Source organism: Microcoleus sp. S28C3 (genome assembly GCF_036700785.1).
Lineage (GTDB): Bacteria > Cyanobacteriota > Cyanobacteriia > Cyanobacteriales > Microcoleaceae > Microcoleus > Microcoleus asticus.
Genome location: NZ_JAUBPO010000146.1, coordinates 1 through 13,530 on the forward strand (window position 1 = coordinate 1; position 13,530 = coordinate 13,530).

10 protein-coding genes are annotated in these 13,530 nt (G+C 46.8%); 8 read left to right on the top strand and 2 right to left on the bottom strand.

Annotation, left to right across the window (positions count from 1 at the left end):
• Window positions 1–218: 218 nt before the first annotated feature.
• Together QUA13_RS28945 and QUA13_RS28950 are read left to right on the top strand one after the other, a co-directional pair.
• Window positions 219–770, top strand: a complete 552-nt coding sequence (locus tag QUA13_RS28945) for an AAA family ATPase (protein WP_333204096.1) — start codon at window positions 219–221, stop codon at window positions 768–770.
• Window positions 771–779: 9 nt separating this feature from the next.
• The gene (locus QUA13_RS28950; protein ID WP_333204097.1) at window positions 780–1,790 is read left to right on the top strand and encodes an ABC transporter permease; all 1,011 of its coding nucleotides are present in this window, start codon (window positions 780–782) and stop codon (window positions 1,788–1,790) included.
• Window positions 1,791–1,801: 11 nt separating this feature from the next.
• Here the strand turns inward: QUA13_RS28950 and QUA13_RS28955 are convergent, their stop codons facing one another.
• Window positions 1,802–2,212, bottom strand: coding sequence for a hypothetical protein (locus tag QUA13_RS28955; protein ID WP_172191115.1), 411 nt, complete (start codon window positions 2,210–2,212; stop codon window positions 1,802–1,804).
• A gap of 192 nt (window positions 2,213–2,404) precedes the next feature.
• Between QUA13_RS28955 and QUA13_RS28960 the strand changes: the two genes are divergently transcribed.
• The 5 genes from QUA13_RS28960 to QUA13_RS28980 all read left to right on the top strand — a co-directional run bounded on the left by QUA13_RS28960 (window position 2,405) and on the right by QUA13_RS28980 (window position 9,493).
• Window positions 2,405–2,536: a hypothetical protein gene (locus tag QUA13_RS28960; RefSeq protein WP_333204099.1), complete on the top strand. Its 132-nt coding sequence runs from the start codon at window positions 2,405–2,407 to the stop codon at window positions 2,534–2,536.
• Between the two features lie 246 nt (window positions 2,537–2,782).
• A complete protein-coding gene (locus tag QUA13_RS28965; protein ID WP_333204100.1) occupies window positions 2,783–4,651 on the top strand; it encodes an efflux RND transporter periplasmic adaptor subunit in 1,869 nt (622 codons plus the stop codon).
• Between the two features lie 251 nt (window positions 4,652–4,902).
• A complete protein-coding gene (locus QUA13_RS28970; RefSeq protein WP_333204102.1) occupies window positions 4,903–6,120 on the top strand; it encodes an ABC transporter permease in 1,218 nt (405 codons plus the stop codon).
• A 103-nt stretch (window positions 6,121–6,223) separates the two neighbouring features.
• A complete protein-coding gene (locus tag QUA13_RS28975; protein ID WP_333204103.1) occupies window positions 6,224–7,444 on the top strand; it encodes an ABC transporter permease in 1,221 nt (406 codons plus the stop codon).
• A 321-nt stretch (window positions 7,445–7,765) separates the two neighbouring features.
• The gene (locus QUA13_RS28980) at window positions 7,766–9,493 is read left to right on the top strand and encodes a chemotaxis protein CheB (RefSeq protein ID WP_333204104.1); all 1,728 of its coding nucleotides are present in this window, start codon (window positions 7,766–7,768) and stop codon (window positions 9,491–9,493) included.
• A gap of 110 nt (window positions 9,494–9,603) precedes the next feature.
• On the opposite strand, the gene QUA13_RS28985 is transcribed toward QUA13_RS28980, so the two are convergent.
• The gene (locus QUA13_RS28985; RefSeq protein ID WP_333204105.1) at window positions 9,604–12,654 is read right to left on the bottom strand and encodes a glycerol-3-phosphate acyltransferase; all 3,051 of its coding nucleotides are present in this window, start codon (window positions 12,652–12,654) and stop codon (window positions 9,604–9,606) included.
• A 211-nt stretch (window positions 12,655–12,865) separates the two neighbouring features.
• Between QUA13_RS28985 and psb35 the strand changes: the two genes are divergently transcribed.
• A complete protein-coding gene (gene psb35, locus QUA13_RS28990) occupies window positions 12,866–13,078 on the top strand; it encodes a photosystem II assembly protein Psb35 (protein WP_333204106.1) in 213 nt (70 codons plus the stop codon).
• The last annotated feature ends 452 nt before the right edge of the window (window positions 13,079–13,530 follow it).

Here is a 13,530-nt window from a genome sequence, read left to right on the forward strand (position 1 = left end):
TCTCATGCGGAAGTTAGCGAGATTTTGCACGAGGAAGCTGTGCGTTTGCCGATCGTACATTCGCAGCCGCTTTTAGGAAAACGCAAGAATATTCAAGGTTGGATTCCGAGTCCTTTGGGGTCGGAATCTTTTGAGGAAGTGAGCAAAAATTGAGAGTTTAGATTGAGACACCTCTCCGGGGTTATCATACTTTACATGAATTTAACTTAACAAACAGTATGGAGAGCAATCAGCAACCTGCAAATCATCAGCCACAAATTATTTTGATTACCGGGAACATGGCTGCCGGAAAATCAAGTGTGGCGCAATCACTTGCCGAACGGTTGCCCAAAAGTGTCCACCTTCGCGGCGATATCTTTCGTCGCATGATTGTGAACGGACAGGCGGAAATGGCGTTAAATTTGTCAGCAGAGGCATATCAGCAGCTTCAACTGCGGTATCACCTGGCAGCAATGGCAGCGCGACACTATCTCCAGGCTGGTTTTACGGTCGTTTATCAAGACATCATCATTGGTTCGGCACTGGCTGAGGTACTTGCCACTTTCCACGATGTGCCGTTGTCCGCGATCGTTCTGTGTCCGAAGGCAGAAGTTGTAGCGGCACGGGATGCAGCAAGAACGAAAACCGGATATGCCAACGAAACAATGGTTTATGCCTTCGATCGCATTCTCCGTACCGAAACTCCTCGCCTTGGCTACTGGCTGGATTCAACCAATCTAACGGTAGAAGAAACGGTCGATCGAATTTTGGCAAATTTGCAAGGTGAATGAGATCAACTGATGTTTCAATATATTGTTAAACGTTTGCTGGGACTCTTGCCAGTCCTTTTCGGAATCACTCTGCTCGTATTTATATTTTTGCATTTGATACCGGGAGACCCAGCTACAGTGCTTTTGGGAGAACGGGGAACTCCCGAACAGGTGGAAATATTGAGAGCGAGATTAGGTTTGAATCAGCCTTTACCTTTGCAATATTTGGCTTTTTTATGGAGTTTGATCCGCTTTGATTTGGGAAATAGCATTATTAGCGGTATCCCGATAATTGATGAAATTAGAAGTCGCTGGCCTGCTACTTTTGAATTGTCTGTGGTGGCGATGTTTGTGGCACTTATTATCGGAATTCCGGCGGGGATTTTGGCTGCTGTTCGGAAAAATAGCTGGCTGGACAATTTTGCGATGAGTGGTTCGTTAATTGGCGTATCTTTGCCGGTGTATTGGTTAGGATTGATGTTAATTTATTTGTTTGCTGTTTATCTGAAATGGCTGCCTCCAAGCGGGCGGATTAGTGTAGATTTGGGATTCGGTTTTAAGTCGATTACGGGTGTTTATGTTTTGGATTCTTTGCTGAGGTGGGATTTTGTTGCTTTACGGGATGCGATCGCCCATTTAATCCTGCCAGCTTTGACTTTAGGAACTATTCCTCTGGCTATTATCGCTCGCATCACTCGTTCTGCGATGCTGGAAGTGCTTTCTCAAGATTACATCCGCACTGCAAGGGCTAAGGGATTGCCGGAATATTGGGTGATTTTGAAACACGCTTTAAAAAATGCGTTTTTGCCGATCGTTACAACTATCGGTTTGCAGTTCGGCACTCTTTTAGGTGGCGCTATTCTGACTGAAACGATTTTCTCGTGGCCGGGAATTGGTTCTTGGATTTACACTGGTATTCTGACGCGCGATTACCCAATTGTCCAAGGAGGAGTAATTTTTGTGGCTGTAACTTTTGTACTGATTAATCTGGCGGTTGATATTTCCTATGCTTTTTTCGATCCGAGAATTCAGTACCGTTAATGAAAAGGAAATCAGACACGAAATGCTTGTTTAACATCCGGTCGCAACAGGTAGTAAATGCTAGCCGCTGCAAAACCCAAAGTTAAAAAATTGACTGCTGTACCGCCGCTACCCAACATTTTGACAATTTGCGCGATGGTGGCGATGATGTGGACAATTAACGTTCCCGTCCAAGCCCATTTTTTGAGTTGAAACAAGCCCCAAGCTAAGAGTAAGGAGAGGAGGCCTAAAATAAAACTGAGCGCCGCAAAAATTGCAATGAAGCTGCCGATTACAGTACCAACTTTCGCCCCGCCAACTGCCGCACCGAGACCGCCAAAAAGACCGGCAAAAAGTAAGATGAACAAGCCGTCAAGCAGGCTGAATACGCCGCTAATTAGCTGCAAGATTGCCAAAACTGTAACGCTTTGAGGACGATTCATTGTTTTGATTTTCCATTTTTAACGGATTTGAAAAATATTTTAACCTGTTGTGCACACAGGGCGGATATATATTCAGGACAAACGCACCGCTACCTGTGAAACCGGGTTTCTGCGCGGATTCTTAGCCGGCAAACCTGTTATTTCTCGCAGAAGCCGGGTTTATGAGAGTAAGCGTCTTAATATTGTGCCATTATGAGCTTAGCACTGGCAGAGTCCGCTGCGATCGCTAACGCGAGTCTGCAATTACCTAGTGACGGTCGATCGCCCGCTGTCCGATCCGCCTTTGTCGCTGGTGAGGAGCGCGCTTCTAGATCCCAAAAATGATATTATTTACTAAAATATATTTTTATTTGCCAGCAGCCGGGAGCGATTCTGTTTAGACCCACCTCTTTTAGCTGAAAAAACTTAACATTATTTAACAAGTTGCAAAGATTAGCTATAATTGTTTACAGGTGCTGGTTGGGGAACTTTTTTAAGTTCACCCGATCGGATGAGTCTGAAAGACGATGCCAAGCATCAGCAAAAATTTTACCTTTAAGGTAATCCTGAGATTAAATTAGGTGAGTCGGTATGATCGTTAGCCCTAAAAAGGAAACTGCTCAGGTCAAGGTGGAAGAGACTCAGACTGTAGACACCAAGGCCGCAGAGACCAAAATTGCAGATAAAAAAACCGCCCAAAAGCAGTCTCCGAAGAAACCGGCGCGCAAACCGCAGCGGTGGGCGATTGGGTTGGTTGCAGCCGGGTTGCTAGCTGTACCGACCACTATATATGTAGCAAAAAGTCGATCGCAGCCCAAAGTAGATGCGATCGCCACTATGACAGTGCCGGTGGAAGCGCAAAACCTCACGGTGCGGATTACGTCCAGCGGGACGGTGCAGCCGGTACAGCGCGTGAATCTCAGCCCCAAAGGCTCGGGGCGCATAGCAGAATTGTTTGTAGAACAGGGCGATAAAGTCGAAGCAGGACAAATCGTTGCTCGCATGGAAAGTCGCGATGTAGAAGCTCAACTAGCTCAAGCTAAAGCCCGCGAAGCCAGCGTGCGAGCCAAACTCGCCCAAATCGAAGCCGGGAATCGATCGGAAGACATCGCCAGCGCCCGAGCGCGCTTAGAGCAAGCCGAGGCCAGTCTCGCGCAAGCCCAAGCCGGCAGCCGCGTGGAAGAAGTTGCAGGAGCCAGAGCCCGCTTGCAGCAAACTCAAGCTGGCTTGCAGCGACTGCGAGCCGGCAGCCGCGTTGAAGAAGTCAGCCAAGCGCGAGCTCGTTTAGCCCAAGCTCAAGCTCGTTTAGCAGATGCTCAAACCGGCAGTGTCAAACAAGAAATTGCCCAAGCACAAACGCAAATTGACTCAAGTAAAGCCCAAGCCGAACTAACCGCTCAACGGGTGGAACGCAATCGCCCGCTAGTGGAAGAAGGTGCTCTGGCTAAAGATAAACTGGATGAATTAATTAAAGAAAATCGTACTGCCCAAGCTAAATTAATAGAATCCCAAAGACGCCTGCAACAACTGCAAGAAAATCGGCTGTCGCAAATTCAGCAACTGCAAGCTGCTGTGCAAGTCGAGCAGCAAGCATTGAACCAATTGCAAAACGGCACGCGATCGGAAGAAATTGCCAAAGCCGAAGCAGAAGTTGCCGAAGCCAAAAGCAAATTAGCGCAGCTAGAAAACGGCAACCGTCCAGAAGAAATCGCCAAAGCCGAAGCAGCAGTTGCTGAAGCTAGAAGCCAATTGACCGCACAAGAAAACGGTTCTCGCCCGGAAGAAATAGCTCAAGCTCAAGCTGAATTAGCCGAAGCTCAAGCTCAAGTCCGCTTTCAAGAAGTGCAGTTAGAAGATACGAAAGTTCGCGCTCCTTTTGCTGGAATTATTACCCAAAGATACGCCATCCAAGGAGCTTTTGTAACTCCCGCAACTTCGGCATCGGAAGCTACTTCGGCAACTTCGACATCGATTGTCGCTTTAGCTAGAGATGTGGAAGTTTTGGCTAAAGTCCCGGAGGCTGATATCAGCCAAATTAAACCGGGTCAAGAAGTTGAAATAGTCGCCGATGCTTATCCAGATAAAGTGTTTAAAGGCAAAGTTAAGTTAATTGCGCCGGAAGCTGTTAAGGAACGGGATGTGACGTTATTTCAAGTGCGAGTTGCGATCGACACGGGCAAAGAGTCGCTGCAATCGGGGATGAATGTAGATTTGAGATTTGTCGGTCAAAAGCTGAGCAATGCTTTAGTTGTGCCTACGGTGGCAATTGTCACTAATAAAGGTCAAACGGGTGTGCTAGTTCCTGATGAGAAACAACAGCCGAAGTTTAAGCCTGTTACGGTTGGATCGACTATTGGCAACAAGATTCAGATTTTAGAGGGTGCAAAAGCGGGCGATCGCGTTTTTACCGAACTTCCTCAAGGTAAAAAGCTGGAGGATATTATCAAGAATCAGAAATAGGGCATGAGGCATAGGGCATGGGGCATTATTGATCTCGATCGCTCTAGGGTGTTTTCAAACCAGGAGATCCCCCCTAACCCCCCTTAATAAAGGGGGGACAAGAGTATTCAAAGTCCCCCTTATTAAGGGGGATTTAGGGAGATCGAGACTAGACTACAAGCGAGATTTATTATGGGTTTAAATATTAAGTTGACACCAATAATCCCAAATCTAAAATCTAAAATCTAAAATCTAAAATCTAAAATCGAATTATGGATATTGTTGAAAGCGTCAAAATGGCTGTCACAACTTTGATGGCCAACAAGCTTCGCAGCACCTTGACGATGTTAGGAATTATCATCGGCAATGCTTCGGTCATTTCGATGATCGGTATCGGGGAAGGAGCTCAAACATTTATCGAGGGACAAGTTAACTCTCTGGGTTCAAACTTGCTATTTATTATTCCCGGAAGTCCTGAAGCGCAAAGCCGCCCGGTGATTCCGCCCCAGACTTTAGTAGTGGAAGATGCAGAGGCGATCGCATCTCAAGTTCCTTCTGTCCAAGAAGTCGCACCAACTCTCAATGACAGTCAACTCGTTACCTACCGCAACAAAAATGTCTCATCTTCGATTGTGGGAACTACCCCAGAATTTCTGACAGTCAGAAGCTTTGATGTTGGTCAAGGTCGTTTTTTAAGCAAATTAGATTTAGAAAGACAAGAAAATGTAGTAGCTTTAGGTTCAGAAGCAGCAGAACAATTATTTGGCAATACACAGCCAGTAGGTCAATACATTCGCATCAAAAACTCGACTTTTCAAGTAATTGGGGTCATGCAGGCAAAAGGTTCTAGTTTTGGCGACAATCAAGATATGAACGTTTATTTACCGCTGACAACAATGGCAAATCGTATCGTAGGTAGATCGTCTCCCTACGGTACAAAAGTAACATTTATTTCGGTTGCAATCAAGGATGAAACTATGATGCAAGCTGCGCAATTTCAAATAGAAAATTTGCTCAGATTGCGTCATAAAATTACGAAAGAGGATGATTTTACTGTTCGCAACCAGAAAGATTTGATGAATACTTTGGGCAGTATTACAGGTGCTTTGACGTTGATGTTGGCTTTCGTGGCGGCAATTTCGCTGTTTGTTGGCGGCATCGGGATTATGAATATCATGCTGGTTTCTGTTACCGAACGTACCAAAGAAATTGGATTGAGAAAGGCGATCGGAGCTTCTCAGCAAGATATCCTGATTCAGTTTATGATCGAGTCTGTGATTTTGTCAGCAGCAGGCGGGGCGATCGGTACTGGATTCGGTATCGGCGGCGTGCTTTTAGTCGCTGCTTTTACTCCTCTGCAAGCTAGTGTTTCCCTAGTGGCGATCGCACTTGCAGTCGGTGTTTCCGGCAGCATCGGCTTATTTTTCGGCATCGTACCTGCAAAACAAGCTGCTAAATTAGACCCGATCGTGGCATTGAGAAGTGCTTAATTAGTTTGTTGACTGTTGACTGTTGACTGTTGACTGTTGACGATTGACTGTTGACTGTTGACTGTTATAAAAATAACTCATAACTAATAACTCATAACAAAGTATGAATTTTATTGAAAGCGTCAAAATGGCCGGCCAAACCCTGCTAGCAAACAAAATTCGCAGCAGTTTAACAATGATCGGGATGATTGTCGGCAACGCCTCAGTAATTGCAATGATTGGCATTGGAGAAGGAGCTCAAAAATTTGTAGCAGGACAAGTTCAAGCCCTCGGTACAAACGTATTAATCGTGAGGCCGGGAGTACCGAACGCTACGCGAAGTACGATCTCAAGTGCGCCTCAAACTCTCGTACTGCCTGACGCTAAAGCGATCGCAACTCAAGTCCCTTCCGTTCAAGGCGTGTCAGCAGAACTTAACAGTTCCGAAATAGTTCGCTACAGCAACAAAAATGTTTCGGCTCTAATTTTTGGCACGATTCCAGAATTTCTAGAAGTCAGAAGCTTTGAAATGGCAAAAGGGCAGTTTTTGACAGAACTAGATGTTAAGCAAAGTAACCAAGTTGTGGTTCTCGGTTCAGAATTAGCGGAGAAACTTTTTGGCAATACAAATCCCTTGGGCGAACAGGTGCGTATCCAAAATGTCAGCCTCAAAGTAATTGGAGTATTGGCACCCAAAGGGACATCTTTTGGTACGAATTACGATAACTCGGCCGCAGTGCCGATCGCCACAATGGCAAACCGCATTGTCGGGCGGAAATCTCCCTACGGTTTAGCTGTTACCTCGATGTATATTTCTATTAAAGGTGAGTTGCAAATGGACGCGGCGCAATTTCAGGTAGAAAACTTGCTGAGACTGCGGCACAAAGTTACCACCGAAGATGACTTTACAGTGAGAAATCAAAAAGATTTAATGGCAACAATGGGTGCGATTTCCGGGACTCTAACACTGATGTTAACTGCTGTTGCCAGCATTTCCCTATTAGTCGGTGGCATTGGGATTATGAACATTATGCTGGTGTCCGTCAGCGAACGCACTCAGGAAATTGGGCTTAGAAAGGCGATCGGAGCGTCCCAACAAGATATCTTATTTCAATTTATTGTTGAAGCTGTAATTTTATCCGCCGCCGGAGGGATAGTCGGTACTTGCGTAGGTATCGGCGGTATCTTGCTTGTAGGTAATTTCACGCCCTTGCAAGCTGGTATTTCGCCCGTGGCGATCGCCCTTGCTGTCAGTGTATCCGGTGCAGTCGGTCTCTTTTTCGGCGTTGTCCCCGCCCGCCAAGCCGCCAAACTCGACCCGATCGCAGCTTTGAGAAGTGCTTAATCAATATATACTTACTCAGTTACACAATCCGCGCCTTTTATGCTGGTAAAAATTATCTGGCTCTAAAGATTAAAAAAAACAGTTTTTTTATAAAAAATCACCAACGTTGCAGTATCTAATGCAGTTTTAATATCTGTATTTTTACGCATATTCAAAGCGCAAAACTTCATAAAAAGCCCGTTAAATATGAAATAAAGCTTCGTTGTGGCGTTTACTTATCAACCAGAAAGTTTAATACTATTAAATCAGGGGTAAACACACGTAAGCATCTACAGACGGTACGAACCTTTGTGCTTTAATCAAAATATCCAATAAAGAAACATGGCATCCCTCACCCCTAGTCCTAAATTTGACTATCTCGAAGGAACCACCCAACCAGACAGATTTAACGCCTTGGATGGCAACGACATCATTTATGCCAACAGCGGAGACGACTATCTCGAAGGCGATGTCGGCAAAGACAAAATCTGCGGCGACCAAGGCAACGATACGATTGTTGGCGGTGCGGACAATGACATCCTCTGGGGAGGCAAAGGCAGCGACCTAATTGGTGGCGATTCCGGCAACGATATCATCTACGCGGGCGCAGGTAGCGATACCGTGAGCGGCGGCACAGGCGATGATATATTTGCCATTGCTAAAGGCAGCGGCGGCCCAACTTTAGCTGCCGCCGACTACATCGCCGACTTCGGCAACGGCAATGACAAAATTCGATTGCTAGACGGCCTGAGCTTTGAAGATTTAAACATCCAGCAAGGCACCGGAGTCAACAGCAACAGCACTTTAATTCAAGACAAACTCACGGGCGAATATTTAGCAGTATTGCCAGGAGTCAACAGCAACACGATCGACCGCAACAACTTCACAAATCAGCTATCGGGAAACCCTGTCATTGAGTGGAACGGAGTCATGCTGAATGCAGTGCGGACAGGCAACACCGCGCCTCCCCTCGCCTCCCGCAACATGGCAATGGTTCACGCAGCCATTTACGATGCTGTTAACTCCATCAGCAAAAAATACACCCCTTACCTCGTGGAAATAGACCCACCCGCAGGTACATCAGCAGAAGCAGCCACCGCCGCAGCCGCCCACCGCGTCTTAGTCAGCGTCTACCCAGCGCAAGCAGCCACATTCGACGAAGCATACGCATCGTCTTTAGCTAAAATTACCGACGGCAAAGCCAAACAAGACGGGATTGCCCTCGGACAGCAAGTTGCCGACCAAATTATCAGTTCGCGGAGTACAGACGGCATCGCGAAAGTAGTGCAGTACAACCCCAAAACCGACCCCGGTAGTTGGGTGCCGACTCCCCCTGCCCTTGCCGCCGCGCTGGCGCCACAGTGGGCAGAAGTTACTCCCTTTGCCATGACTAGCGGTTCTCAGTTCCGCCCGCCCGGCGCGCCCGCGCTTGACAGCGCCAAGTACGCAGAGGAAGTTAACTATGTCAAAGAAATCGGCAAAAGTGACAGCCTCACCCGGACTCCCGACCAAACAGCCATCGCCAAATTCTGGGCCAACGGCGCAGGTACGTTTACCCCTCCGGGTCACTGGAACCAAATCGCCCAAGATGCCTCGGCCCTGGCAGGTAACTCCCTGGAAGATAACGCCCGCTTGTTCGCCCTGCTGAATATTGCCGAAGCCGATGCAGCTATTAGTTGCTGGGATGCCAAGTATCAGTACAACTTTTGGCGGCCGGTTACAGCTATTCGCCAAGCTGACACGGACAACAACCCGAACACGACTGCCGACCCCCTGTGGACTCCGCTGATAACTACTCCGCCGTTCCCTGAGTACACGTCTGGCCACAGTACCTTTAGCGGTGCGGCAGATGCAGTGATGAGTTCTGTGTTTGGTTCGGATTTTGGCTTTGCAGATAGAGGAGACAGGACTGTCAACAGTTTGCGAACCTTTGAAAACTTCAGTCAAGCGGCCGACGAATCGGGCATTAGTCGCCTTTACGGAGGCATTCATTTCATGAGTGCTAACGTCAATGGTTTGAGTGTGGGTAGAGATGTAGGGAACTATGTTGTCCAGAATTTCTTAGTCTAAGAAAGTAGGACTCGGAGATACAGCAGATTCCACGTTTATGAAGCTAGCGGTAGGGACACGGCACTGCCGTGTCCCTACCTACAAACAAGTTTTTACATTTTTCTTTCCGTTTATTCGAGCAGTTCTACAGTGCCGAGATACCCGTCTACTCGGACTTTTTGACCGTCTCGCAAGCGAGTTGTAGCTTCAGAAATATTCATAACTGCGGGAATTTTGTACTCGCGAGCGATAATTGATCCGTGAGACAATTGGCCACCAACTTCGGCGATAATTGCTGTTGCTCCTAATAGCAGCGGTGCCCAACCTGCATCCGTGTAAGGAACTACTGCGATCGCATTTTCTCCTAAATCTGTGCTCGCGGTGCGGCAAATCTTGACAAAGCCTTCGACACGGCCAATACTTGCGGGAATTCCCTGGATGATATTAGTTGCGGATGTTGCAGGTTCGATCGACCTTTTTTGAGAATTTGGCAGCAAATTGCCGTAGACGACAGGGGGAATCGGACGATCGCGATCTGCTACCAGGCGATCGCGCCTTTCCCTAATTGTATCCTGAAAAGAAACACTCGCGCCGCTGCGAATCCACTGCTGAATTTCCCCAAATTCCAGATAAAAAATATCGCCGCTTTCCTGAAACACCTGCATTGCCAATCCGCAAGCTTCTATCTCCAAAAAAGTCCAGCGCAGGTGAGCCAACAACCGCGCGTAAATTTCGCTAATCTCGTTTTTTACAATCGCTCTTTCCTGACATTTATCTAGCCGCCACTTCTGCGCAAAATTCAAGTCTATTTTCCGCTTTTCTACTAAATTAGTTTCGGCTTTTTGAGCCATAGTTATTAGCAGTTTTTGGTAAATTTTAGGCTGTTCTCGCCAAGTAGGAACAGCTATATCAGTCCCCACTTCGCTCAAATATCCGTAAATATCAAGCCACTTTTCAAAATCTGCTTGTAAAGCCGGAGTTTCCGCAAATGTCTGTGCTAAATTTGCGACTGAAACAGTTTCGTCAGGCTGCGAAACAGCAGCTTGCCGCAATTTGTGAGCTAACTGCTGCAAAGCTCGTACAGAAGCAATTTCAGGAGCGCTGTCATTGTCGAGCCATTCATCGGAAACGCGAAAAATTGCCTTGCGAATAGCCAGCCCGATCGGCCCTAATATATTGTAGTAAGTAATCGGTTTCAGCCACTCCTGAATTTGCTCGGCTCTCTCCAACAATTCCGACAAATATTGATAATTAGCAATTGCCAATTCCTCTCCCTCTTCGCTCTTCTCTCTTTTTACCCTCAGGGAAGTCGAAGAATCTTCTCCCTTCTGAAGACTTTGCAGTGCCGGGAGGAAAATAGAAGTACGATCGCCCTTAAATTCTGCATTGAGCGCCCTCTCCCGCTGCACCAGACGCCACAAACCAGGCAAATTTGGCAAAATCTTCCCCAAAGGCGGCTTGCCCATCTTTTGCCCTCTCAGCAAAAATTCCAAACCCTGCTCCGGCAATCCCATCATCCGAAAAATTTCGCCCAACAAAGTCGCATTAAAATAGGCGTGAGAACCCAGCAAAGTTGCCGTTTCGTTAAAGTTTAAACCGATCGCGCGATCGCCCAAAACCACCTGAAAAATCTCTCCCCAAACCCCGCAAGTCAGCGGCCGGTTAATCGACCAAGTTAACGGGCGAATTGCACCGGGAATCACTTCTGCTGCAATAGTGCGCGTCCAAAAAGGCTGCAAATTAGTAATTGGGCGGCTTTGCAAAATCCAAACTTTTTTCCCGTCCCAACTCCACTCAATATCCTGCGGGATTCCGTGAAAAAATGCTTCAATTTCTTGGGCTTGTTTCACCAATTCTGCTAAAATGGATTGAGCAATAATTGAATTACTTTTAAGTTCAGTTAATTGTTTTTCTAATGATTCAGATTTACTAAAGTCAATTTCTAAATGAACCGGAGTACATTGTCCGCCGACAACAGCTTCGGCTCCTCCCGGTAAAGCTTCTATAATTACCTGGGAACCACCATCTAAAGGATTGCGACTGAACATGACTCCCGCAAACTGGCTGTCAATATAAGGCTGAATTAATACAGCCATTTGCGTGTCTGGCAAGTGTCGCTGTCGGCGGTAAGTCACAGCTTCGGCAGTCCAATAAGACTGGCGACAGCGATTAATTGCATCTATCAATTCTGCTTGAGTTGAAACAGGCCCAATGGTTTGATATTGTCCAGCCGCTGAACTAAGATCCCCGTCTTCTCCTGCGGCAGAAGAGCGAACAATTATGCGATCGGGGATTTTTGCTTTGATATTTTGGATTAAAGCATCAGGAATTGATAAATGCTCGGTATTTATCTTTTCCCCTCTTCCTTCTTCCTTCTTCCTTCTTCCTTCTTCCTTCTTCCTTCTTCCTTCTTCCTTCTTGGTTCCATCCGTTACATCCGTTACATAATCCGTTGCCGAACTTCCTTCTTCCTTGGATGACAATATAAAACCAGCAGGTACGTTAAAACCTGCGCGTTTCAGTTGAGACAATTTAGCAGCTTTATCGCCGCAAATTGCAGCATCTAACGAGTCATCAAGAGAAAACAATTGCTCTGATTTAGATAAAGCCATATCATCACCCTGACTGAAATTAATTGCTGCTAACAAAACAGCTAATCCTGCTGCTGCTAAAAATTCGGGCAAAGATTGTCGCCACACCCAAACCCAGATAGGGGTGCACAGACACCCGCAACGGGAAGCAAAGAGTCTCGCCCGATCGCCCTCACCCCACCACCGCTGTGCCAAACGCCACGCCAGCAGCCCCCAAATGCCCGATGAAACAGCCACCGGCGGCGAAAATACCAAAAGACCCCAAACAGCGTTGGTAACGCCTCCACCTCGGGCGATCGCATATCTGCCCGCAACTAGCGGAATTAACAGGGCGATCGCGATCGCAGGTGCATCCGGGAAGCAAAATCGCCCCGCCAACACAGGCACAATACCCCTGGCAATTTCCGCCAACACCGCAGCAATTCCCGCTAATTTCCCCCCGTGAATGAAAGCTGCCGACACGCCCACATTCCCCGTGCCCAGCCCCCTCAAATCTCGGCGGCTAAACACTCGCACCGCCCATCCCGTTAGCGGTAAAGCACCCAGGCTGAAACTAGCAGCCAACAGCAATGCTATTGTCCCCAACGGCATAAAATCAGCTCTCCTATTTTCAACCTCTAACCATTATGGCGGCAATTCTGTCACTTTTTCTGTCTTCAGATATATCAACAAAACGGCATTAGCACTTAAGATAATGTAAAGGTAGAGTAGATAAGGATTTAGCCTAATGATAGATATCAGCTTGACCACTCCCATGGCAGTTCTTGTTGCACCCATCAAGCGAGTAATGATCGATCTGCTGATGCAGCAGCCAGTGCCGGAATCAAGTGTCAGCTTGACCGCTCCAATAGCAGTTCTTGGTGTTGGCTTTGTTGCCGCAGTTACGATCGGCTCGATCGCCTGGTACAACTCCAAGCGCCCCCCCGGTTGGGAAGCCAAAGAACGCCCTGATTTTGTACCGAAAGTTGATAAAGACGATTTGATTGCTGATGTTTCTGACTCAAAGAAAAAATAGAACCAAGCTGTTTTAGAGCCAAAAAAGCTTTAAGAGGAATAGGAATTACCCTTGCATATCTATGCCGTAGGGTGCGCCTCGGCGCGCCTTACCCTATGTATAAAGGCTTTGACTGAGTAGTTTTAATTGACCAGAAAGCACTAATATCAAGAAAGGGAGCGATCGCTGGGGGGATGAGCGATCTATCCCTTTATTGACATTGATGCAAGATATCATTTCCAACAAAGTGCAAGCTGTTAGCCCGGGATTTAAATTCCGCAGGCACTGACTTCTAAGTGAAAAGCCTAAAAATACCGATGTTTTATTAAAAATAGAAAAATTTTGGTAAATCTCATAATTTAGAATAAATTGGACATCCTAATTTTAGCTGTTCTTGCAGAAGTGTTGAATGCTTATTTGATAGGATTCTGAAAATAGACATACGAATCCTATAAACTGGTGATTTCAGCAAT